At 57.6% G+C, this 20,996-nt stretch carries 24 protein-coding genes and 1 riboswitch; of the genes, 15 read left to right on the forward strand and 9 right to left on the reverse strand.

What is annotated here, in order from left to right; all coding sequences use genetic code 11:
• Positions 1 to 51: 51 nt before the first annotated feature.
• Complete coding sequence (locus D5067_RS14515; RefSeq protein WP_235843209.1) at positions 52 to 885, reverse strand: LysR substrate-binding domain-containing protein; 834 nt, start codon at positions 883 to 885, stop codon at positions 52 to 54.
• A 184-nt stretch (positions 886 to 1,069) separates the two neighbouring features.
• Here D5067_RS14515 and D5067_RS14520 point away from each other — a divergent pair, with 184 nt between their 5' ends.
• The 8 genes from D5067_RS14520 (at position 1,070) to rutG (ending at position 7,310) form a co-directional block, all read left to right on the forward strand.
• Positions 1,070 to 1,399, forward strand: coding sequence for a gamma-glutamylcyclotransferase family protein (locus D5067_RS14520; protein WP_119934750.1), 330 nt, complete (start codon positions 1,070 to 1,072; stop codon positions 1,397 to 1,399).
• A gap of 482 nt (positions 1,400 to 1,881) precedes the next feature.
• Entirely contained in the window at positions 1,882 to 2,973 is a 1,092-nt protein-coding gene (gene rutA / locus D5067_RS14525; RefSeq protein ID WP_119935449.1) for a pyrimidine utilization protein A, read from the forward strand.
• On the forward strand, positions 2,973 to 3,662 hold the full coding sequence (gene rutB, locus D5067_RS14530; RefSeq protein ID WP_119934751.1) for a pyrimidine utilization protein B: 690 nt from the start codon (positions 2,973 to 2,975) through the stop codon (positions 3,660 to 3,662). The genes rutA and rutB overlap by 1 nt, the downstream gene beginning before the upstream one ends.
• Before the next feature lie 11 nt (positions 3,663 to 3,673).
• The gene (gene rutC / locus D5067_RS14535; RefSeq protein ID WP_010429508.1) at positions 3,674 to 4,060 is read left to right on the forward strand and encodes a pyrimidine utilization protein C; all 387 of its coding nucleotides are present in this window, start codon (positions 3,674 to 3,676) and stop codon (positions 4,058 to 4,060) included.
• A 7-nt stretch (positions 4,061 to 4,067) separates the two neighbouring features.
• Complete coding sequence (rutD, locus tag D5067_RS14540; RefSeq protein ID WP_119934752.1) at positions 4,068 to 4,868, forward strand: pyrimidine utilization protein D; 801 nt, start codon at positions 4,068 to 4,070, stop codon at positions 4,866 to 4,868.
• Between the two features lie 9 nt (positions 4,869 to 4,877).
• Entirely contained in the window at positions 4,878 to 5,468 is a 591-nt protein-coding gene (locus tag D5067_RS14545; protein ID WP_119934753.1) for a malonic semialdehyde reductase, read from the forward strand.
• A gap of 9 nt (positions 5,469 to 5,477) precedes the next feature.
• The gene (rutF, locus tag D5067_RS14550; RefSeq protein WP_119934754.1) at positions 5,478 to 5,972 is read left to right on the forward strand and encodes an NADH-dependent FMN reductase RutF; all 495 of its coding nucleotides are present in this window, start codon (positions 5,478 to 5,480) and stop codon (positions 5,970 to 5,972) included.
• 21 nt (positions 5,973 to 5,993) lie between these two features.
• Positions 5,994 to 7,310, forward strand: coding sequence for a pyrimidine utilization transport protein G (rutG, locus tag D5067_RS14555; RefSeq protein WP_119934755.1), 1,317 nt, complete (start codon positions 5,994 to 5,996; stop codon positions 7,308 to 7,310).
• Positions 7,311 to 7,412: 102 nt separating this feature from the next.
• On the opposite strand, the gene D5067_RS14560 is transcribed toward rutG, so the two are convergent.
• Positions 7,413 to 8,333, reverse strand: a complete 921-nt coding sequence (locus D5067_RS14560) for a DMT family transporter (protein WP_119934756.1) — start codon at positions 8,331 to 8,333, stop codon at positions 7,413 to 7,415.
• Positions 8,334 to 8,479: 146 nt separating this feature from the next.
• Complete coding sequence (locus D5067_RS14565; protein WP_119934757.1) at positions 8,480 to 8,653, reverse strand: con-10 family general stress protein; 174 nt, start codon at positions 8,651 to 8,653, stop codon at positions 8,480 to 8,482.
• Between the two features lie 390 nt (positions 8,654 to 9,043).
• On the opposite strand from D5067_RS14565, the gene wrbA reads away from it, so the two are divergent.
• Positions 9,044 to 9,640 carry an NAD(P)H:quinone oxidoreductase gene (wrbA, locus tag D5067_RS14570; RefSeq protein WP_119934758.1) on the forward strand — a complete coding sequence of 199 codons (597 nt, stop codon included), beginning with the start codon at positions 9,044 to 9,046 and terminating at the stop codon, positions 9,638 to 9,640.
• A 20-nt stretch (positions 9,641 to 9,660) separates the two neighbouring features.
• Positions 9,661 to 9,888 (forward strand): YccJ family protein, encoded by a 228-nt coding sequence (locus tag D5067_RS14575; RefSeq protein ID WP_119934759.1) that lies wholly within the window; start codon positions 9,661 to 9,663, stop codon positions 9,886 to 9,888.
• Positions 9,889 to 9,921: 33 nt separating this feature from the next.
• On the opposite strand, the gene agp is transcribed toward D5067_RS14575, so the two are convergent.
• Positions 9,922 to 11,163: a bifunctional glucose-1-phosphatase/inositol phosphatase gene (agp, locus tag D5067_RS14580; protein ID WP_119934760.1), complete on the reverse strand. Its 1,242-nt coding sequence runs from the start codon at positions 11,161 to 11,163 to the stop codon at positions 9,922 to 9,924.
• 154 nt (positions 11,164 to 11,317) lie between these two features.
• On the opposite strand from agp, the gene D5067_RS14585 reads away from it, so the two are divergent.
• Together D5067_RS14585 and D5067_RS14590 are read left to right on the forward strand one after the other, a co-directional pair.
• Positions 11,318 to 11,761 (forward strand): winged helix-turn-helix transcriptional regulator, encoded by a 444-nt coding sequence (locus tag D5067_RS14585; RefSeq protein WP_119934761.1) that lies wholly within the window; start codon positions 11,318 to 11,320, stop codon positions 11,759 to 11,761.
• A gap of 126 nt (positions 11,762 to 11,887) precedes the next feature.
• On the forward strand, positions 11,888 to 12,682 hold the full coding sequence (locus tag D5067_RS14590) for an SDR family NAD(P)-dependent oxidoreductase (protein WP_119934762.1): 795 nt from the start codon (positions 11,888 to 11,890) through the stop codon (positions 12,680 to 12,682).
• Between the two features lies 1 nt (position 12,683).
• Here D5067_RS14590 and D5067_RS14595 read toward each other — a convergent pair whose 3' ends face one another.
• Complete coding sequence (locus D5067_RS14595) at positions 12,684 to 13,043, reverse strand: winged helix-turn-helix transcriptional regulator (RefSeq protein ID WP_119934763.1); 360 nt, start codon at positions 13,041 to 13,043, stop codon at positions 12,684 to 12,686.
• Positions 13,044 to 13,143: 100 nt separating this feature from the next.
• On the opposite strand from D5067_RS14595, the gene D5067_RS14600 reads away from it, so the two are divergent.
• Positions 13,144 to 13,893 carry an SDR family oxidoreductase gene (locus D5067_RS14600; RefSeq protein WP_119934764.1) on the forward strand — a complete coding sequence of 250 codons (750 nt, stop codon included), beginning with the start codon at positions 13,144 to 13,146 and terminating at the stop codon, positions 13,891 to 13,893.
• Between the two features lies 1 nt (position 13,894).
• Here the strand turns inward: D5067_RS14600 and D5067_RS14605 are convergent, their stop codons facing one another.
• Positions 13,895 to 14,398 (reverse strand): DedA family protein, encoded by a 504-nt coding sequence (locus tag D5067_RS14605; RefSeq protein ID WP_119934765.1) that lies wholly within the window; start codon positions 14,396 to 14,398, stop codon positions 13,895 to 13,897.
• A 159-nt stretch (positions 14,399 to 14,557) separates the two neighbouring features.
• A riboswitch (M-box (ykoK) riboswitch) is annotated at positions 14,558 to 14,727 on the forward strand.
• Positions 14,728 to 14,787: 60 nt separating this feature from the next.
• Here D5067_RS14605 and D5067_RS14610 point away from each other — a divergent pair.
• Positions 14,788 to 15,789, forward strand: coding sequence for a magnesium transporter (locus D5067_RS14610; RefSeq protein WP_108416058.1), 1,002 nt, complete (start codon positions 14,788 to 14,790; stop codon positions 15,787 to 15,789).
• A 42-nt stretch (positions 15,790 to 15,831) separates the two neighbouring features.
• Here the strand turns inward: D5067_RS14610 and D5067_RS14615 are convergent, their stop codons facing one another.
• Positions 15,832 to 16,908 carry a LacI family DNA-binding transcriptional regulator gene (locus D5067_RS14615; RefSeq protein WP_119934766.1) on the reverse strand — a complete coding sequence of 359 codons (1,077 nt, stop codon included), beginning with the start codon at positions 16,906 to 16,908 and terminating at the stop codon, positions 15,832 to 15,834.
• Positions 16,909 to 17,177: 269 nt separating this feature from the next.
• Between D5067_RS14615 and D5067_RS14620 the strand changes: the two genes are divergently transcribed.
• On the forward strand, positions 17,178 to 18,443 hold the full coding sequence (locus tag D5067_RS14620) for a maltoporin (protein WP_119934767.1): 1,266 nt from the start codon (positions 17,178 to 17,180) through the stop codon (positions 18,441 to 18,443).
• A gap of 104 nt (positions 18,444 to 18,547) precedes the next feature.
• Here the strand turns inward: D5067_RS14620 and D5067_RS14625 are convergent, their stop codons facing one another.
• Together D5067_RS14625 and D5067_RS14630 are read right to left on the reverse strand one after the other, a co-directional pair.
• Complete coding sequence (locus D5067_RS14625) at positions 18,548 to 18,790, reverse strand: PTS sugar transporter subunit IIB (RefSeq protein ID WP_072250618.1); 243 nt, start codon at positions 18,788 to 18,790, stop codon at positions 18,548 to 18,550.
• Between the two features lie 131 nt (positions 18,791 to 18,921).
• Positions 18,922 to 20,979 (reverse strand): beta-galactosidase, encoded by a 2,058-nt coding sequence (locus D5067_RS14630; RefSeq protein ID WP_119934768.1) that lies wholly within the window; start codon positions 20,977 to 20,979, stop codon positions 18,922 to 18,924.
• Positions 20,980 to 20,996 lie beyond the last annotated feature (17 nt).

A 20,996-nucleotide genomic window follows, 5' to 3' on the forward strand; every position in this document is an offset into this window, starting at 1 on the left:
GTTCCTGGTGCGGTCCGCTTTGTGCCAGGAGCGGAATTTTTAAGACAGCATTCAATCTTTCAGCGAGCTCAATTCTTCAGAGAGCCACTGTCTTAAAATGCTTATTTTAAATGAATCCTGATCATCCGAACGGTAGACCAAATCGTATCCCCGCTCAGCCTTAAGTTTGTACTGTGGAAAAGGAATAACCAGCCTTCCAGCAGCTACATCATCTGCAATCAGAACGCTGCGTCCCAGAGCAATACCTTCGCCACGTATAGCAGCCTCAATCGCCATGCTGCCAAGAGTCCATAAAGGTCCCTGCTGGCAGCGATAATTTTTCTCTCCGGCCATCTCAAACCATCTCTTCCAGTTCGCCAGCATTCTGTACTCATGAAGAAGAACGCAGTTTAAAAGTCCGTTAATCTCTGTCAGACCATTATGTTTCAAAAGAAAATCTGGGCTACAGACAGGGGTGACGGTTTCATCGAACATACGTTCAGACGAAAGATCTCGATAATTGCCAGCGCCGTAACGAATTGCAGCATCAACCTGACCGTCATTAAGATCCACATTAGTGTCAGTAACATCCAGCTCAATATCAAATTCAGGATATTTCTGCCTGAACCGGCTGAGACGCGGTGCTAACCACTTACTGGCAAATGAAACCGTTGTACTTATACGTAAACTCTTTATCAGGTTTCTTCCACGCAGACGCTCAGATTCGCGCATCAAATCACCCAAAAGACGGGTAACCACATGGTGAAACTCAACCCCATGCTCCGTCAGAATTATCTGCCGCGTCAGCCTGAAAAATAGCTTTAACCCCAGATGCTCTTCGAGCTTTCGGATTTGCCGGCTTATCGCGCCATGCGTAACGTGCAACTCCGCTGCCGCCAGCGTCATGCTTGAGAGGCGGGCAGTGGCTTCAAAAGCGCGCAGAGTCTGCAATGGGGGGAGGCGGTCGAATATCATACGCGTGATAATAATTCACGCGTATTGTGAGAACAAATGATTTGTCAGGCCAGAGTCCGAAAATCAAAATTAACATAAAGAGCATCACTACTTTCATAGGGATACTGGAGGAATAATGGAAAGTTTGTTTGTTTACGGGACGCTCGGTCCTGGCCGGCCTAATGCTCATATTCTTGAAAATATCGGGGGAACCTGGCAGGAGGGCCACGTTGGGGGTTCTTTATTAGAGAAGGGCTGGGGTGCAGAGATGGGTTATCCGGGAATTGTGCTGGATGACTCTGGTAACCGTGTACAGGGGTTTCTTTTCACGTCCGAGATTTTACACAATCACTGGCACATACTCGATGAGTTCGAAGGTTCTGAATATGAACGGGTTCCGGTAGAGGTAACCCTATTTACCGGTCAGACAGCGCAGTCATGTATCTACAGGTTAAAGCATAAATAATGTGGCCCCCGGCGGGCGGATTACACAATGGCCATCAGTGCATATTAAATAAATCGGCTACAGCCAGGGTTTATTTCAGGATCGATGCTAATCCTGAGCGGTATAAGTATTGTTGGCGGCTGGTCCTGGTTCAGGTCGAGATATTTAACTGGGTCAGTTAACAAATAAACATGACTGTCGCCTGTTACAGGTAATATGACGATGTCAGCGATCCCGGTCAGCACCGGGATCGCTGCGGCATTACCTCACCGCCCCTGCACCGCCATCGCGCACCGTTGCCTGCTTTGTGTGCATTTCTTTTGACCATTTAGTCCACTTTGTTTACACCCAATTCATCAACCCCTCATTAACACGTTAATAACAAAGCAATTTTAAAAACTGGCATCCCCTTTGCAAATCCCTTTTCACGAGGCTGAACAGGATATGCAGGATGCAGCGCCACGTCTGACTTTCACCCACACAGAGATGAAGAGAGGTTCGTGATGAAAATTGGCGTATTTGTACCCATCGGCAACAACGGCTGGCTTATCTCGACCGCGGCACCGCAATACATGCCGACCTTTGAGCTGAACAAAGCCATCGTGCAGAAAGCGGAGCACTACCATTTCGACTTTGCGCTCTCGATGATCAAGCTGCGCGGCTTCGGCGGGAAAACCGAATTCTGGGACCATAACCTGGAGTCCTTTACCCTGATGGCCGGGCTGGCGGCGGTAACGTCCCGCATTCAGATCTACGCCACCGCGGCTACCCTCACCCTGCCTCCGGCGATCGTGGCGCGCATGGCCTCGACTATCGACTCCATCTCCGGCGGACGCTTTGGCGTTAACCTGGTCACCGGCTGGCAAAAACCCGAGTACGAGCAGATGGGGCTCTGGCCGGGGGACGATTACTTCTCTCGTCGCTACGACTACCTGACCGAATACGTGCAGGTCCTGCGCGACCTGTGGGGGACCGGCAAAAGCGACTTTAAAGGCGACTTCTTCACCATGAACGACTGCCGCGTCAGCCCGCAGCCTTCGGTCCCCATGAAGGTGATCTGCGCCGGGCAGAGCGACGCGGGAATGGAGTTCTCGGCTAAATACGCCGACTTCAACTTCTGCTTCGGTAAAGGCGTTAACACCCCTGCCGCCTTCGCCCCGACCGCCGCGCGGATGAAAGAGGCCGCGGAGAAAACCGGGCGCGACGTGGGCTCCTACGTGCTGTTTATGGTGATTGCCGACGAAACCGACGAGGCCGCGCGCGCCAAATGGGAACGTTACAAGGAGGGAGCAGACGACGAAGCGCTGAGCTGGCTCACCGAGCAGAGCCAGAAGGATACCCGCTCCGGCTCTGACACCAACGTCCGCCAGATGGCCGACCCGACCTCCGCCGTCAACATCAACATGGGCACGCTGGTGGGCTCGTACGCCAGCGTCGCCAGGATGCTTGACGACGTGGCCAGCGTACCGGGCGCGGAAGGCGTCCTGCTGACCTTTGATGATTTCCTCACCGGCGTGGAAACCTTCGGCGAGCGCATTCAGCCGCTGATGCAGTGCCGCGCGCACATTCCTGCCGTTACGAAGGAGGTGGCGTAATGACGACCCTTAACGCCCGCCCGGAAGCCATCACCTTTGCGCCTCAGCAGAGCGCGCTGATCGTGGTGGATATGCAAAACGCCTACGCCAGCAAGGGCGGCTATCTGGATCTGGCCGGGTTCGACGTCTCCGCCACCCGGCCGGTGATTGAGAACATCAAAACCGCCGTCGCCGCCGCCCGCGCCGCGGGCATGCTGATTATCTGGTTCCAGAACGGCTGGGACGATCGGTACGTTGAGGCCGGCGGCCCCGGCTCCCCCAACTTCCACAAGTCAAACGCCCTGAAAACCATGCGTAAACGGCCCGAACTGCAGGGCACGCTGCTGGCGAAAGGCGGCTGGGACTATCAGCTGGTGGATGAACTGGTACCGCAGGCGGGCGATATCGTCCTGCCCAAACCGCGCTACAGCGGCTTTTTCAACACCCCGCTCGACAGCCTGCTGCGCAGCCGCGGTATTCGCCACCTGGTGTTCACCGGCATCGCCACTAACGTCTGCGTGGAATCCACCCTGCGGGACGGTTTTTTCCTGGAATATTTCGGCGTGGTGCTGGAAGACGCTACCCATCAGGCGGGGCCGGATTTCGCGCAGAAAGCCGCCCTGTTCAATATCGAAACCTTCTTTGGCTGGGTGAGTAACGTTGCCGACTTCTGCGACGCCCTGAATCCGCCTTTAGCCCGTATCGCCTGAGGAGAGCCGCTATGCCGAAATCCGTGATTATTCCGCCGGGCACCAGTACCCCGATTGCCCCGTTTGTGCCCGGTACGCTTGCCGACGGCGTGGTGTATGTCTCCGGCACGCTGCCGTTTGATAAAGACAACAACGTGGTGTTTATCAACGACCCAAAGGCGCAAACCCGCCACGTGCTGGAGACGATCAAAACCGTGATCGAAACCGCGGGTGGCACGATGGAGGACGTGACCTTCAACAGCATCTTTATCACCGACTGGAAAAACTACGCCGCGATTAACGAGATCTACGCCGAGTTTTTCCCCGGCGATAAGCCCGCGCGGTTCTGCATTCAGTGCGGGCTGGTGAAGCCCGAGGCGCTGGTCGAGATCGCCACCGTTGCGCACATCGCGAAGTGAGGCTGCCATGAAGCTTTCCGTCTCACCGCCGCCGTACGAGGGCGCGCCCGTCGTGGTGCTGATTGCCGGGCTCGGGGGAGCGGGCAGCTACTGGCTGCCACAGCTGGCCGTACTTGAGCAGGAGTACCAGGTGGTGTGCTATGACCAGCGGGGAACAGGAAATAACCCCGATGCGCTGCCGGAAGCGTACAGCCTGGCGCATATGGCCGACGAGCTGTCGCAGGCGCTGGCCGCCGCCGGGATCGCCCGCTACTGCGTGGTCGGCCACGCGCTGGGGGCGCTCATTGGCCTGCAGCTGGCGATCGACAAACCCGACGCGGTTTCTGCGCTGGTGTGCATTAACGGCTGGCTCACCCTGAATGCCCATACCCGCCGCTGCTTTGACGTTCGCGAACGTCTGCTACATGCAGGCGGCGCGCAGGCCTGGGTCGAGGCGCAGCCGCTGTTTCTCTACCCGGCAGACTGGATGGCCGCCCGCGCGCCGCGCATGGAGGCCGAAGAGGCGCTGGCACTCGCGCATTTTCAGGGCAAAACCACGCTGCTGCGCAGGCTGGCCGCGCTGAAGAAAGCCGACTTCAGACGCCTTGCCGCGCGCATCCGCTGCCCGGTGCAGACAATCTGTTCCGCCGACGATCTGCTTGTCCCTGCCGTCTGTTCCACCGAGCTGCAGGCGGCGATCCCGCACAGCCAGAACGTCGTGATGCGCCAGGGCGGGCATGCCTGCAACGTCACCGAGCCGGACACCTTTAACACCCTGCTGCTGAACGGGCTTGCCGGCCTGCTGCACAGCCCCGAACCCGTTTTATAAGGAGCTTTAATGAGCGAAGCCATTACGCCCGCCGCGCTGGAAACGCTGTTCACCGGCGCCCGCACCCACAACGGCTGGCAGGATATTCCTGTCAGCGACGAAACGCTGCACGAGATCTACGACCTGATGAAATGGGGCCCAACGTCCGCCAACTGCTCCCCGGCGCGCATTGTGTTTGTGCGAAGCGCGGAGGGAAAAGAGAAGCTGCGCCCGTCGCTCTCCAGCGGCAACCTGGCGAAAACGCTCACCGCACCGGTCACGGCAATTGTCGCCTGGGACGGTGAATTCTACGAGCGCCTGCCCGAGCTGTTCCCGCACGGCGATGCAAAGAGCTGGTTCACCTCCAGCCCGGCGCATGCGGAAGAGACCGCCTTTCGTAACAGCTCGATGCAGGCCGCGTACCTGATTTTCGCCTGTCGCGCCCTGGGGCTGGATACCGGCCCGATGTCCGGCTTTGACCGGCAAAAAGTCGACGAGGCGTTTTTCACCGGCACAACGCTTAAAAGCAACCTGCTGATCAATATCGGCTACGGCGATACCAGCAAACTTTACGGGCGCCTGCCGCGTCTGACCTTCGACGATGCCTGCGGGCTGGCGTAAGGAGCCACCATGACGACACCGGATAAACACACCTTTCGCGACGCCATGGCCTGCGTCGGCGCGGCGGTCAATATCATCACCACCGACGGCCCGGCCGGGATGGCAGGGTTTACCGCCAGCGCGGTCTGCAGCGTCACCGACTCACCGCCCACCCTGCTGGTGTGCCTGAACCGCGGGGCGTCGGTCTGGCCGACGTTCGATGAAAACCGCACGCTGTGCGTGAATACCCTGAGCGCCGGACAGGAGCCTTTATCAAACCTGTTTGGCGGGAAAACGCCGATGGAGGAACGCTTTGCCGCCGCCCGCTGGCGGACGGGCGATACGGGCTGCCCGCGGCTGGAGGAGGCGCTGGCGTCGTTCGACTGCCGCATCAGCCAGGTCGTCAGCGTCGGTACCCACGACATTCTGTTTTGCGACATTGTTTCGATTATCCGCCACCCCGCGCCGCAAGGGCTGGTGTGGTTTGACCGCGGCTACCACGCGCTTATGCGACCCGCCTGTTAACCCGCCTTAAGGAGACAGACCATGTTCGGATTTCCCCACTGGCAGTTGAAATCGACCTCCACAGACGCAGGCGTGGTCGCGCCGGATGAACGCCTCCCGCTCGGGCAGACGATGGTGATGGGCGTCCAGCACGCGGTCGCCATGTTTGGCGCCACGGTGCTGATGCCGATGCTGATGGGGCTCGACCCCAACCTCTCTATTTTGATGTCGGGTATCGGCACCCTGCTGTTCTTTTTTGTGACCGGCGGGCGCGTGCCCAGCTATCTCGGCTCCAGCGCCGCCTTTGTAGGCGTGGTGATCGCGACAACCGGATTTAACGGTCAGGGGATCAACCCCAACCTGAGCGTGGCTCTCGGCGGGATTATCGCCTGCGGTCTGGTGTACACCCTGATTGGTCTGGTGGTGATGAAAATCGGGACCCGCTGGATAGAGCGGATGATGCCGCCCGTCGTAACCGGAGCGGTGGTGATGGCGATTGGCCTGAACCTTGCGCCGATTGCCGTTCGAAGCGTCTCCGGCTCGCCGTTTGACAGCTGGATGGCGGTGATCACGGTGCTCTGCATTGGCGTGGTGGCGGTCTTTACGCGCGGCATGATCCAGCGGCTGCTGATCCTGGTCGGTTTGATAGTGGCCTGCCTGGTCTACGCCCTGCTGGCCAACGTTTTTGGCCTGGGCAAACCGGTTGATTTTACCCTGCTGCATCAGGCCGCCTGGTTCGGACTGCCGCAGGTGACCTCCCCCACGTTTAGCGGGCAGGCGATGATGCTCATTGCGCCGGTGGCGGTGATTCTGGTGGCGGAAAACCTGGGCCACCTGAAGGCGGTCGCGGGCATGACCGGGCGCAATATGGACCCGTACATGGGGCGCGCGTTCGTGGGTGACGGCCTGGCGACCATGCTCTCCGGCTCCGTGGGCGGCAGCGGCGTGACAACCTATGCCGAAAACATCGGCGTGATGGCGGTGACTAAAGTCTACTCCACGCTGGTCTTCGTCGCAGCGGCGGTGATGGCGATGCTGCTTGGGTTCTCGCCGAAATTTGGCGCGCTGATCCACACCATTCCGTCACCGGTCATCGGCGGGGCATCCATTGTGGTGTTTGGGCTGATTGCCGTCGCCGGGGCGCGTATCTGGGTGCAGCATCACGTTGACCTCAGCCAGAACGGCAACCTGATTATGGTGGCCGTGACGCTGGTGCTGGGCGCGGGGGATTTTGCCCTGACGCTGGGCGGGTTTACGATTGGCGGGATTGGCACGGCGACCTTCGGTGCCATACTGCTCAACGCCCTGCTAAGCCGCCGGAAAGGGGATGAAGCGCAAGCGGAAGCCATCACCCCCTGAACCTGAAATAGCCGGGTGACGCTACGCTTACCCGGCCTACATGCCAATTGTAGGCCCGTGCAAGCGAAGCGCCGCCGGGCAAAACGGGCAGCCTGCGCGTTGTTAGCTATCTGCCCCTTGTTCAGTGCCCATCCCGGCAATCGACTTACGTCGTTTTTTTAACTTTAACTCACTCACCAGCACCCCGGCGACAATAAACGCCGCGCCCAGCAGGGCCAGCAGCGGCAAACGTTCCCCGGCGAGCCGCCCGAAAATCCCCGCCCAGACCGGTTCGCCGGTGTAGATAACCGTCGCCCGGGTTGGCGACACGCTGCGCTGCGCCCAGTTCATGGTGATCTGAATAATGGCGCTGAAAATCCCCAGCCCAAGCGCGACCACCACCAGCCCGGTGGACATGGGCGGCACAGATTCTCCGGCCGGAATCATCGTCGCAAAGGCCACCAGCGAGGCCGTCGCCAGCTGCACGACCGTGACGCGCTTGACGTCCACCTTCCCCGCCCAGGCGCTAATCAGAATAATTTCAGCCGCAATGGCGATGGCCCCCACCAGGGTGATTATCTCACCCGGTCCCAGCGCCAGCAGGTTATTTTCCGGCCCGGCCAGCAGGATCAGGCCAATAAAGGCCAGCACAATGCCGATGCAGGACATCAGACCGGGCATCCTTCCCAGACACAGCCACTGCAAAAGCGGCACCAGCGGCACGTACATGGCGGTAATAAACGCGGATTTACTGCTGGGGATAGTTTGTAAGCCCCACGTCTGCAGGCTGTAGCCCATCGCAATAGCAACGCCAATCGCTACCCCAGCCTTCAGCTCTTTGAGCGTTAACCCGCGCAGGGTTTTCAGGGAGATGAGCGCGACGGCAATCGCCGCCGTCGCGAAGCGCAGGCCGACAAAGAAGAAAGGATCGCTCAGGGTGACCGCATACTGGACGGCAAGAAAGGTCCCACCCCAGAACATGGTGATCAGAATGAGGATCGCTTCCTGCGGTTTGACGGAGAATTTAAAACGGGAGAGAGACATGAGACACCAGCACCAGGTAACAATCCGCTAGTGTGCGATGCCTTTGGTTACAGTTCAATGTTGCACAAATAAAAAAACCGCCGGGAAACCCGGCGGCAGGGGATGATTTCAACCCTCACGCTGAAATCAGGTACTACAACCCGGCGCTAGGACTTATTGCTGCCATGGCTGTTTTTACCCCCTTTTTTACCAGCCTCTGATGCGCGCTGAGGGTCATTTTTAAAGTTCCCCCCGCTAGACTGGCCACCTTTACGACCTGCTTCTGATGCTCTTTCACGGTCTTCAGCGAAATTACCTGAACCACCACGATGGTTTGCCATCTCTAACCTCCAGAGTGTGAAACATTAGACATCATATTGCATTCAGTAAAAGAGGTTTCTTTCACCTCGCGGCTCAAGGGTAGTGCCTTTATCTGTGCCGCGTAAAACTAAGCTTAGTGGAGCGCGGCTATCCGGCAAGCGACAGGTAATATCCTGCAACATCATCTCAGCCTTTTGCATGAGGTGACGCGGCGGCGAACCATAAGCCTTTCTTATCATTCCAGAAATGTGCGCCCAAAAAGTTGTTTCATTTTACTTCAGCGCCTTTTTGTAGCCATATTGTTATAAATCAAAGAAATGCCGTTCATTTTTGCAGTCTGGCCATGATGTCATATCTTTAAATGAAGGCAGCGATCCGCTGTCAAAAACACAAACGAGGAGTGATGCAAAATGGCAAAAGTTCTGGTGCTCTATTATTCCATGTATGGACACATTGAAACCATGGCTCACGCAGTTGCAGAAGGCGCAAACCGGGTGGATGGCGTTGAGGTTGTGGTGAAGCGCGTACCGGAAACCATGAATGCCGAGGCGTTCTTAAAAGCGGGCGGTAAAACGCAAAACGCGCCGCAGGCTACCCCGCAGGAACTGGCCGACTATGATGCCATCATCTTCGGCACCCCTACCCGCTTTGGCAACATGTCAGGGCAGATGCGCACCTTCCTCGATCAGACGGGCGGACTCTGGGCATCGGGCGCCTTGTACGGCAAGCTCGCCAGCGTGTTCAGCTCCACCGGCACCGGCGGCGGCCAGGAGCAGACGATTACCTCAACCTGGACTACCCTTGCTCATCATGGGATGGTGATTGTGCCAATTGGCTACGGCGCGCAGGAACTGTTTGATGTTTCTCAGGTGCGCGGCGGGACACCGTACGGCGCAACCACCATTGCCGGTGGCGATGGTTCACGCCAGCCAAGTGAAGAAGAACTGGCTATCGCCCGCTATCAGGGCGAGCACGTCGCGGGTCTGGCTAAAAAACTGGCCGGCTAACCCCCAACAGGAGGACAACTATGCCAACTCAAGAATCCAAAGCTCACCGCGTGGGCGAATGGGCAAGTTTACGCAATACCTCGCCGGAAATTGCCGAGGCTATCTTTGAAGTCGCGAAATATGACGAAAAGCTGGCAGAGCAGATTTGGGAAGAAGGCAGCGATGAGGTGCTGATCCGCGCCTTTGAAAAAACGGATAAAGACTCGCTCTTCTGGGGTGAGCAAACCATCGAACGTAAAAACGTCTAAACGTTGCCCCCCGCCGAAGCGGGGGGTACTTTTCTACTTCGCCGCGTCGTTCATTACCGCATTGAATTTATCGATTGGGCAGAAGCCGTTAGCATCAATCGGACATCCCTTCAGCTCCAGCGTCACGCGCTGTGCCGGAGAAGCCAGCGACAGCACGCTGGCGTTACGCAGCTGCTCCGAGCTCTGGTAAACGTATTCAATCTTCATCAGCTCGCGGCTGGCGTTTTTATCATGCCAGCGCTGGAAGACGATCTTGCCGCCAATCGGGGTGCGCTCCTGCTGGTCATGCAGCTGGTAAGGTTTGAAATCGAGCGCGGTGAGCAGCGAGGCGATGTTAGAGTCATGCCCGGCCAGCAGCGTGATTTTTGGCGCTTTCGCCTGCTCGGTCACCAGCGCTTTGTCGATATACTTCACCAGCGGTTTGGCGACGTTTTGCGCCACGTCGGTGGAGGTGAACAGCGAGTCCTGATAGCCGTTTTTCAGCTTCGACAGCACGCGCCACTGCTGATCGGTTTTGATTTCACCCCAGGCCACCTGGTCCGCCGGGAAGCCTTCGTAATACTGCAGGGTAAAGGCATCCACCAGCGAGTTACCCACCTTCAGCGGCCCGGATACGCCAGGCTCTTTTTCATAGTCAGCGCTGAAGGTGTCTTTCGCCTCCGTCAGGGAGCAGACTTTTTTCTCCTTACATGACGGGGACTCGGCGTAATTCGTCAGCTGTTCCAGCAGCCTGTAGCTCTCGTCCAGCTGCATTTTCTGCCGTTCTGCCTCCATCGCCTTCAGCGCTTTATCGCGGAATTCCGGCGAATTGTCGGTGATCACCGGGTTGAAGGTGGGGTCCATGGTGCCCATTTTTTCCTGGTGATGGACGGGAATATCGCACCCCGGGAACGCGCCGGTGATAAAGAACTGCGCGGTGGCGACGGTACGCTGCAGGCTATTGGCGTAGGCGTAGACGCTGTCCGCTGGCGGGCATTCGCCGGTGGTCACCATTCCCTGCTGCGCCAGCCACTCGCGCATATAGTGGCCCATATAGACCTCCAGCACGCCGCCTTTGGTCGTGAGCTGACCACCCGGCACCTCCCACTCCGGCCACTGCTTCGGCGTGGACTGCTCCAGCACGCTGCCGTTGTTGGCGAGCGGCGCGCGCAGGTTATGTCGGCTCATGATCAAGACCTGTTCCAGCTGATACCCGTCCGGGGTATCCTGCGCCTGTGCGCCAAACGTCAGTGAAAGGCTGCCGGCCACTGCAACAGCAAGTAGTGCTTTTCTCATCCCTTTATCCTCATGCGTTTTTTTGATGTCGCAATGAGTGTGACAGATTCGTGACAGTTTTCCGGGAAGCATTTCTCAAACTGATGATTAACTCGCTTACGGATGGCGTAAAACAGTTTTATAATTAAACCATACCCCCGCCGGAGACCGTATTGTGAAACGCACCCGCCTTGAAGAGAGCACCTGCCCCGTCGCCCGTTCGCTGGATATCGTGGGGGACTGGTGGTCATTGCTCATTGTTCGCGACGCGCTGCGCGGCATTAAACGCTTCGGCGAGTTTCAAAAAAGCCTCGGTATCGCCAAAAACATGCTGACCACGCGCCTGAAGCTGCTGGTGGATGAAGGCATCCTCACGCTCCGGCCTGCGTCCGACGGCAGCGCATGGCAGGAGTATGTCCTGACCGACAAAGGCCGCGCCCTGCAAACGGTGCTGGTCGCCCTGTCGCAGTGGGGCAATGAATTTTTGTTTGCCGACAGCGAATGCGGCACCGTGCTGGTTGATACCCAACAGCGCAAACCCCTGCGTAAACTGGCGCTTATCGCCGACGATGGCCGCCAGCTTTCGCCAGAAGAGATCGTGCCTAAGCTCCCCTCCTGATCGCCCCCCGCCCGGCAAAAGCAAAAAATTGCGCACAATATGGTTGCATTATAAAACCAAATGGCAGAGAGTAAATTCAGTTTCATGTTGAAACCAAATCACTCCTTTGCCTTGAGGTAACGCACGATGACTACGCAACTGACTACCGCCCTGATCACGGGCGCCTCTTCCGGAATCGGTGCCGTTTATGCCGATCGCCTTGCCGCGCGCGGCGTTAATCTGGTGCTGGTCGCCCGTCGTGAGGAAAGGCTACGGGCGCTGGCCGCCGATCTCCGCGCACGCTATGGCGTATCGGTAGAGATTCTGGTCGCCGATCTTACCGATGAAGCCGGGATCCGCGCCGTCGAACAGGAGCTGCGCAGCAATAGCGCCATTGATACGCTCATCAACAACGCCGGTACCGCGCAGATGGCCCCGTTCCTCGCGGGGGATGTTGCGCAGCATCAGGCCATTAACACCCTGAACACCACGGCGCTGATGCGGTTGACCTTCGCCATCCTGCCGCGCCTGGCGCAGAACAACCGCGGCACGCTGATCAATATCGCGTCGGTGCTTGCCCTGCACGTGCGGGCGGGCAGCGCGCTCTACAGCGCCACCAAAGCATGGGTATTGAGCTTTACCCGTGGATTACAGGAAGAGTTTGCCGACAGCAAGGTGCGCATTCAGGCCGTGCTGCCCGCCGCCACGGCGACCGAAATCTGGGGGCATTCTGGCGTGACGGTGAACGATCTGCCGGAAGGATCGGTGATGACCACCGACGATATGGTCGACGCGTCCCTGGCGGGTCTGGATCAGGGCGAGCTCATCACCATCCCGCCGATGCACGACGCCAGCCTGTGGGATCGCTACGAAGCGGCGCGCCTTGAGCTGTTTGGCAGCGCGCGCACCGGTATTCCGGCACCGCGCTACGTAAAACGGTAGCCTAACGCTCCAGCTGGTCGCCATATTCGCTCACCCAGGCGGCCAGCGGGGAGAGCGCACCCTGAAGGGTTAGCCCCAGGCCGGTTATCTGATACTCCACGCGCGGCGGGATCTCCGGATAGACCGTTCGCGTCACCAGCCCGCGCTGTTCAAACAGGCGAAGCTGTTTGGTCAACTCTTTTTGGGTGATGGGCGCGGCCGCCCTCAGCAGCTCGCCAAACCGCACGGGCGTATTGAGGATAATCAGGCGATAGAGGATCGGGATCGCCCATTTACCGGAAATCAGGTTCACAAACTGCGTCATGGGGCAGGTGTAAACCTCGGAATTTTTTTCGCATGACACGTCCAGCATTTCTGCCATAGCACACCTCTTGCCGCGTTAGTATCTATTTGGTACCTGGTTTCCTTTCGATACTAACGTTTCTATAGTGCTTTCTCCAGTGACATTTCAGGAGAACAACATGGGTCGTTTAACAGAGAAATATACGCTGATTACCGGCGGCACCAGCGGCATCGGCCTCGCTACCGCGCAGGCGTTTATAGCCGAAGGCGCGCGCGTTGCCGTTACCGGGCGTAATCCGAATACCCTTGCCGAAGCACAGCGCATTCTGGGCGATAAGGCCTGGGCGATCCCGACCGATGCGGGAGATATCACGTCGCAAAAAGCGCTGGCGGAAACTCTCGCCGCCCGCTGGCCGCGCCTGGACGCGGTGTTTCTCAACGCGGGCGACGTGACGCACGCGCCGCTGGAAGCCTGGCAGGAGGATGCCTGGAACCGCCTGATGGACATCAACCTGAAGGGACCGTTCTTTTTAATTCAGGCGCTGCTGCCGCTGCTGAATAACCCGTCGTCGGTGATCCTCTGTGGCTCCGTGAGCGCCCGCATCGGCCTGCCCACCAGCAGCGTGTATGCCGCGAGCAAGGCCGCCCTGCTGTCGCTGGCGCGCACGCTGTCGGCGGAGCTGCTGCCGCGCGGGATCCGCGTCAACGGCCTGAGCCCCGGTCCGGTGGAAACTCCGGCGTTTACGAAAACGGGATTAAGCGACGAGGCGCTTAAGGCGATGATGGCAGAGGTCATCAAGCTGGTGCCGCTCGGCAGAATGGGTTCGACGACGGAGCTGGCAAAAGCCGCGCTCTATCTGGCGTCCGACGAGTCGAGCTACACGGTAGGAACGGAGCTGCTGGTCGACGGCGGCATGGGAAGTCTGTAGTTCAAAAGGCGCTGATGCCGGTGACGATGCCGACATACAGCGCCGCCCATACGCAGGCTGAAAGCAGGCTGACGGCGTAGACCTTTGCTGCGTTCAGCCTGAGCATCCCCGCCGCCAGCGGCACGACGTAACGCAACACCGCCAGAAAGCGCGACGTAAACAGCACGAGTACGCCGTTTCTTTGCAGCTGATGCTGTACCCGTAAGAACTTATCGGCGTGCTTCGACGTGAAACGCGTGACCAGCCGGGTGTGCCCCATCAGCTGGCCGATATGGTAATTCAGCACCGAACCCGCCGTTGCCCCCATCACCACGGCAAGCCACGCCAGCGCAGGATGCATGCTCGTCTGGCTGACGGTAATGCCCGCCAGCAGCATCACCGAGGCGGGAGGCAGCACGGATGAGACAAGCACCGTGGATTTACTCAGCGCCATCACGAATAACAGCGCGAAAAGATGTGCCGGATAGAGGGCAAAATGATTCAGCAGATTATCAAGCCACGCCATTTTCCTCTCCTCCACTGATTATTTAATCCTTCATTAGAAATGAATCACCTTAAATAAACCCTCAACGCTTTATTAATAAGATTCTTCTAAACCGTTCTTAAACATTATTTAATTTTCTGAGCGGCAATATAAAATAAGCGTATTATCCCTCTCGTTTTACAACGATCTCGTTATGGCGAGGCTCCTGTACAAATACACGTTATCGCTCTGGTGGGTTCGAGAGAACCGGCACAGGGTAAAACAGGCACTGTCGAATCAAGGCTTTGTCAGTATAACTTCCCTTACGGGATACGGTGTACAGTGCTGAACCCAGGACGTGGGGATCTCCTCTTCGACATGCCCTGTCTTGCTCGCCCCTGAGAGATTTTATTATTCAAAGGGAATTCACTATGTCTTACGCTATTCACAACCAAAATCTGGCATTCAATGACAGCGCGATCGCGCAATATATGAATACCGACTTTATCGTCCTTGATATTTCATTATGCGTGGCCCTCGCGCGTGAGCAGTTTTTTGAAAAATTAAAAGACGACGATATTCCGTCGCATATTTTTATTGAAGACAATGGCCGTCTCGCGGGCATGATTGCCGTGCGCAAACTCTTGCAGACCACCGATACGCTGCAGTCCGTTAAGGCGCTGATGATTTCGGAATTTATTCAGGTTAAACCCGAAGATGAACGTGCGGACGTGGCAGGCGTGCTGGCGCACGCCGGGGCGGATGTGGTTCCCGTGGTCACGCACGGCAAGCTGGTCGGCTGCCTGACCGAGCGCGAAATCGCCCATCTGCTGGAAGATGACGTCACCGAAGATGCCCAGCTTCAGGGGGCGACGCTACCGCTGGAAAAGCCGTATCTGGAAACCAGCCCGTATAGCCTGTGGAAGAAACGCTCCGTCTGGCTGCTGCTGCTGTTTGTCGCGGAGGCTTACACCAGCTCGGTGATCCAGCATTTCGAAGAGGCGCTGGAGTCCGCCATTGCGCTGGCGTTCTTTATTCCGCTGCTGATTGGCACGGGCGGCAACAGCGGGACGCAGATCACCTCCACGCTGGTGCGCGCGATGGCGCTCGGGGAAGTCCACCTGCGCGACGTCGGGCGCGTGCTGCGCAAAGAGATGACCACCTCGCTGATGATTGCAGCCACGCTCGGAATTGCCGGGTGTATTCGCGCCTGGATGATGGGTATCGGGCTGGAAATCACGCTTATCGTCAGCCTGACGCTGGTGTGCATTACGCTGTGGAGTGCGATTGTGTCGTCCGTGATCCCGATGGTACTCAAGCGCTGCCGGATCGACCCTGCCGTGGTGTCCGCACCCTTTATCGCCACGCTGATTGACGGGACCGGGCTGATTATCTACTTCAAAATTGCCCAGTACACCCTGGGGCTGGAGTAGGCCTGCAAGCACCTCATTCACGTGATTGAGGTGCTCACTTCGCTACGCATCGCCGAGCTGATGCGCGATCTCACGCAGCTGCTGGGCAAGCGCCTGCAGGTTTTTCCCCTTCTCCCCTTTTGGCCCGGTGGACTGACGCACCACCAGACGGGCAGGTAAAATCGAGGACATGCGCTGGGCATTCTCTTCACCGCTGTCGAGAATACGGCGCACCGCCTCTTTACCCTGCAGATCTAAGTCCAGCGATACCGTCGTCAGCGCCGGGTAGAAGAACGAGCTTTCATAGGTGTCATCGTAGCCAATCACCGACTTCTCGCCCGGAATTGAAATCTGCTGCTGATGGAACGCGCTCAGCACGCCGAGCGCCATCTGGTCGTTAGCCACCAGCACGGCGGTAAACTGAGCCGTTTCCCGCAGCATTTGCAACGCTCCCGAATAACCGCTTTGCGCATCCCAGTTGCCGCGAATGATCGATGCCGGCTCCAGGCCGTAGCCCTTCAGGGTCTCGATCCAGCTTTTCAGCCTCAGCTGCGCCGACACGGAAGACGCCGGCCCCGCCAACAGGGCAATGTCGCGATGCCCCAGTTCGTAAAGATATTTGACGCTGGCGCGTGTACCGTCCGCCGGGTTAAACGAAACGTTAAACACGGAACTGTACGGGTCCACGTCGAGGAACAGGCAGACAATGTCATCGTTGTCGGTAGCTATTTTCTGCGCCGCTTCAGCCTCCAGCGGCACGTTGATGATCACTTTGCTCACCAGCTGGGATTTTAGCTCGTTGATAGAATCCTGGATGCTGTGGTTGACGTTCTCATCAATCATTGAGATCAGTACCTGGTAGCCTTCCACATTGGCATAGCGTTTCACCGCCGCCGCAACCTGCGAAGGCGCGTGCAGCGCCAGCGAAATCGTCACTAGCCCAACGGTCTGGCTCTGCTTGCCGACCAGCTGCTGAGCCAGTCGGTTGGGTACATACCGCAATAACTCTATGGATTTCTCCACCTTGCTGCGCGTGGCGTCGGATACATTGGCGGATTTATTCAGTACCCTGGACACGGTCTGATAGGAGACGCCCGCATGGCGTGCCACGTCCTCTAACGTTGCGCTTTTCGACTTCATGGTCCGGTTCCTTATGTTGTTATGCGCTGATTGTAACAGGGGTGCTGAAAAAAAACGCTTATCACCCTCTCGCCGCGGACATAACGCCATCAAAAAGTATGACGCTCACAATGCCATAATTTGTGTCAGATCTCATCACTCGTAACAAAATTGTCTATTTTATTTGCAGTTAATCACACATTTCGGATCGTGCAATTGCCAGTTAACGGGTTTAGGCATTTTATGACAGCGGATTTGTGAACGTATTACAAAACAATAAGAGGGTTACAATGAACACGACGATCCGCTCTGTATCCGTTGCGTTGGCTGCCGTGCTGGCATCTCCTTCGCTGTTTGCAGCGTCTTCAGTACCGATTGATTTTCATGGATATCTTCGCTCCGGCGTGGGCGTCTCACGGGATGGTGGGATGGAGGAGTGGCAAAAGAACAAAATTGGCCGTCTGGGTAACGAGGCCGACACCTACGGCGAGCTGGAGCTAGGCTCGGAGGTATACAAAAAGAACGACGTCAGTTTCTATCTCGACAGCATGGTGAGCATGGTCTCAGACGGCTCCAACGACAATGAAACCACCTTAGACGACGATGCCCAGTTCGGCCTGCGCCAGCTTAACCTGCAGATCAAGGGGCTGATCCCCGGGGATCCCAATGCGGTGATTTGGGGCGGTAAGCGCTACTACCAGCGCCATGACCTGCACATCATTGATACCAAATACTGGAATATTTCCGGCTCCGGTGCGGGTATCGAGAACTACACGCTTGGCCCGGGCGCAGTCTCCGTTGCGTGGATCCGCGGCGATGCCAACGACGTGGACTACCGCGTGGATGGCGACAGCGACGTTAATATCAACTACATCGACCTTCGCTATGCGGGCTGGAAGCCGTGGGCGGGCGCGTGGACGGAAGTGGGTATTGACTACGCCATGCCAAACCCGACCAACAAGCAGAAAGAGTACGGCGGGCTGTACGAAGCCGATAACGGCGTGATGGTCACCGGTGAGATCAGCCAGGATATGTTTGGCGGCTATAACAAGCTGGTGCTGCAGTACGCCAATAAAGGTCTGGCCCAGAACATGGTGTCTCAGGGTGGCGGCTGGTACGACATGTGGAACTACGTCAACGACGCCACCGGCTACCGCGTGATTAACACCGGCTTAATTCCGATTACCGACAAGTTCTCCTTCAACCACGTGTTGACCTGGGGCTCGGCGGACGACACCACGCAGTACACGGACAAATCACGCCTGGTGTCGCTGGTGGGCCGCGCGCAGTATCAGTTCACCGAATACGTGCGCTTGATTGGTGAAGTCGGCGGTTTCTACCAGCAAGATACCTACACCGACGGCTCTAAGTACAAGCAGAGCGGCGAGAAGTACACCATCGCGCTGGGGCTGGCAGACGGTCCTGATTTTATGTCGCGTCCTGAACTGCGCGTCTTTGCCTCTTACCTGAATGATTCCGAAAAAGGGCAATCCTTCGAAGATGGCACCGCGAATAATACCTGGAACTTTGGCGTGCAGGTCGAGGCCTGGTGGTAAGCTTTCATTCATAATTTGCGTTAATCGTTATTGTATCTCCAACCACTGGCAGTCTATTTTACTGCTTTGGGATAGCCATTCCTTTGGCTATCCCTTTTTTATATTTACTGATTGAAATGTTCGTCTAATAATTTCCGTAATGTATCAGACTGCCTGCCGAATATAGCGTGCACCTGCTGGCCGATAATAATCACCCCCAGCGCCCCCTCATTCTGTAACGCCTGTGAATCGACCTTATTTAAATCTTTTACCGTCACGCGCAGGCGGGTAATACAGGCTTCGACGTGCTCGATATTATCGTCGCCGCCAAATGCCGGAATTAAACGCTGGGTAATTTGACTGTCCATAATACGCCTCTCTGTTATGCAGATAAAAAAATGCCCGCTCGTAGAGCAGGCGTTTTGTGCCTTGTTACCGGGACGGTGCGGTCTGATGCCCTCACCCCACCCCTCTCCCACAGGGAGAGGGAGAAAATCAACTACGCTTTGCGCTTAAGCACCCGACAGTCCCACGCCAGCAGCACGGTATCGCCCGCCGCGGCGGCGTCGGTCATGCAGTCGGTATACCCCTGCGGCAGCGTGATGAGCTGCTGCTGGGCCGTGTAGTTCTGCACAAACACCCAGGCGGTTTCGCCATCCGTGCGCGCCGTCGCGACCACGCCCGGAGGGAAATCCCCTTCGACTGCGCGCGGCAGCGCCAGCTCGTCGATAATCCCGGCGAAGAAATCGCGCTGGAACGGCAGGTCGTTGCGCGACGCCACGTGCCACGCCTTGCCTTTGCCGAAGCGGTTGACCGTCACCGCAGGGCGACCGGCGTAGAAATCATCCCGGTAGGTTGCCAGCGCCTGCGCGGATTCAGTATGGATCAGCTCGCACAGATGCCTGACCTGATACGGCCCCTGCAGGCCCGCCGCATTGCCCGCCAGCCCCTGAACCAGGTTTCGCTCCCCCTCGCCCAGGCAGTCAATCTCTTCCGCCCAGATGCCCACAAGCTTGCGCAGCGGGCCCGGGAAACCGCCGAGGTGGCAGAGGTCGGTCTCATCAACTACCCCGCTCCAGTAGGTCGTCACCAGATGCCCGCCCGCGGCCACAAAGTCTTCCGCCCGCTCGGCGAAACCTTCGCGCACCATGTAGAGCATGGGAGCAATCACCAGCGCGTAGCGGCTCAGATCGCCGTCAGCGTCGATGACGTCGACCGCGATGCCCTTTTCCCAGAACGGACGATAGTGTTCGTTGACGGTTTTTTCGTACTCCAGCCCCATGTTGCGCGGGCCTTCGGCATCGTCCAGCGCCCAGCGGTTTTGCTGATCGAAGATAATGGCCACGCGCGCGTCGGTGCGGCACCCCACCACATCAGGCACACGCGCCAGCATCTCCCCCAGACGCGTCACTTCGCGCCCGACGCGGGTATCAAGATGCCCCACGTGATCGATAATCGCACCGTGGAATTTCTCCACCGACCCGCGACTCTTACGCCACTGGAAGTACTGCACAGAATCCGCACCGTGCGCCACCGCCTGAATAGAGGAGAGAATATGCATCCCCGGCTTTTTCAGCTTGCTGGTCGGCTGCCAGTTGGTGGTGCTCGGCGTAGACTCCATTAGCACAAAGGGTTTGCCGCCCTTCAGGCTGCGCATCATGTCGTGGTACATGGCGGTATAGCAGGCCAGCTGCGTTTCGTCTTTCTCCTTGTGCCACATCGGGTAGCTGTCCCATGAGATGAAGTCGATCGCTTTCGCCAGCTGCCAGTAGTCGTAATCGTAGAAATACTCCATGAAGTTGGTCGTCACCGGCAGTTCGGCATTGGCGGCCTTCAGCGGCGCCACCTCATGCCGGCAAAAATCGGTGACCTGCGCGGTATTGAAGCGGCGCCAGTCGAGATTCAGGCCGTGAATCGACACTTCCCCCTGCGGCGCGGGGGATTCAATCTGCGACCAGTCGGTGTAGGTGTGGCTCCAGAAGGTGCTCCACCACGCATGGTTCAGCGCGTCGAGGGTTTTGTAGCGCGCCTTAAGCCAGTCGCGGAAGCGTTCCTGGCACAGGCTGCAGTGGCATTCGCCGCCGTACTCATTGGAGATATGCCAGCCCAGCACCGCCGGATGATGCGAATAGCGCGCCGCCAGCAGGCTATTAATTTTCATCGTCTTTTCGCGATAGACCGGAGACGACATGCAGTGGTTATGGCGCCCGCCGTGCAGCGCGGGGACGCGGTTGCGCCCGACGCGCAGCACTTGCGGATATTTTTGCGACATCCATGCCGGACGCGCGCCGCTCGGCGTAGCGAGAAATATATGAATGCCCGCTGCATAGAGTTTTTCAATAATGCTGTCCAGCCAGGCAAAATCATATTCCCCTTCCTGCGGCTCCAGTTTCGCCCAGCTAAATATCCCCACCGACATGACATTACATTTCGCCTGCTGCATCATGGCGATATCTTTTTCAATAATACCGGGGTAATTCTCCCATTGCTCCGGGTTATAGTCGGCGCCATGCAATAACGCCGCGACCTTTGGACTTAAAGGCGCAAATTTATTCATATTAAAAACGTCCTGAA

The organism is Enterobacter huaxiensis (assembly GCF_003594935.2).
Taxonomy (GTDB): Bacteria; Pseudomonadota; Gammaproteobacteria; order Enterobacterales; family Enterobacteriaceae; genus Enterobacter; species Enterobacter huaxiensis.

Coding starts and splice junctions, on each gene's coding strand:
- D5067_RS14515 (WP_235843209.1), bottom strand. CDS start 885: ATGACGCTGGCGGCAGCGGAGTTGCACGTTACGCATGGCGCGATAAGC.
- D5067_RS14520 (WP_119934750.1), top strand. CDS start 1,070: ATGGAAAGTTTGTTTGTTTACGGGACGCTCGGTCCTGGCCGGCCTAAT.
- rutA (WP_119935449.1), top strand. CDS start 1,882: ATGAAAATTGGCGTATTTGTACCCATCGGCAACAACGGCTGGCTTATC.
- rutB (WP_119934751.1), top strand. CDS start 2,973: ATGACGACCCTTAACGCCCGCCCGGAAGCCATCACCTTTGCGCCTCAG.
- rutC (WP_010429508.1), top strand. CDS start 3,674: ATGCCGAAATCCGTGATTATTCCGCCGGGCACCAGTACCCCGATTGCC.
- rutD (WP_119934752.1), top strand. CDS start 4,068: ATGAAGCTTTCCGTCTCACCGCCGCCGTACGAGGGCGCGCCCGTCGTG.
- D5067_RS14545 (WP_119934753.1), top strand. CDS start 4,878: ATGAGCGAAGCCATTACGCCCGCCGCGCTGGAAACGCTGTTCACCGGC.
- rutF (WP_119934754.1), top strand. CDS start 5,478: ATGACGACACCGGATAAACACACCTTTCGCGACGCCATGGCCTGCGTC.
- rutG (WP_119934755.1), top strand. CDS start 5,994: ATGTTCGGATTTCCCCACTGGCAGTTGAAATCGACCTCCACAGACGCA.
- D5067_RS14560 (WP_119934756.1), bottom strand. CDS start 8,333: ATGTCTCTCTCCCGTTTTAAATTCTCCGTCAAACCGCAGGAAGCGATC.
- D5067_RS14565 (WP_119934757.1), bottom strand. CDS start 8,653: ATGGCAAACCATCGTGGTGGTTCAGGTAATTTCGCTGAAGACCGTGAA.
- wrbA (WP_119934758.1), top strand. CDS start 9,044: ATGGCAAAAGTTCTGGTGCTCTATTATTCCATGTATGGACACATTGAA.
- D5067_RS14575 (WP_119934759.1), top strand. CDS start 9,661: ATGCCAACTCAAGAATCCAAAGCTCACCGCGTGGGCGAATGGGCAAGT.
- agp (WP_119934760.1), bottom strand. CDS start 11,163: ATGAGAAAAGCACTACTTGCTGTTGCAGTGGCCGGCAGCCTTTCACTG.
- D5067_RS14590 (WP_119934762.1), top strand. CDS start 11,888: ATGACTACGCAACTGACTACCGCCCTGATCACGGGCGCCTCTTCCGGA.
- D5067_RS14595 (WP_119934763.1), bottom strand. CDS start 13,043: ATGGCAGAAATGCTGGACGTGTCATGCGAAAAAAATTCCGAGGTTTAC.
- D5067_RS14600 (WP_119934764.1), top strand. CDS start 13,144: ATGGGTCGTTTAACAGAGAAATATACGCTGATTACCGGCGGCACCAGC.
- D5067_RS14605 (WP_119934765.1), bottom strand. CDS start 14,398: ATGGCGTGGCTTGATAATCTGCTGAATCATTTTGCCCTCTATCCGGCA.
- D5067_RS14610 (WP_108416058.1), top strand. CDS start 14,788: ATGTCTTACGCTATTCACAACCAAAATCTGGCATTCAATGACAGCGCG.
- D5067_RS14615 (WP_119934766.1), bottom strand. CDS start 16,908: ATGAAGTCGAAAAGCGCAACGTTAGAGGACGTGGCACGCCATGCGGGC.
- D5067_RS14620 (WP_119934767.1), top strand. CDS start 17,178: ATGAACACGACGATCCGCTCTGTATCCGTTGCGTTGGCTGCCGTGCTG.
- D5067_RS14625 (WP_072250618.1), bottom strand. CDS start 18,790: ATGGACAGTCAAATTACCCAGCGTTTAATTCCGGCATTTGGCGGCGAC.
- D5067_RS14630 (WP_119934768.1), bottom strand. CDS start 20,979: ATGAATAAATTTGCGCCTTTAAGTCCAAAGGTCGCGGCGTTATTGCAT.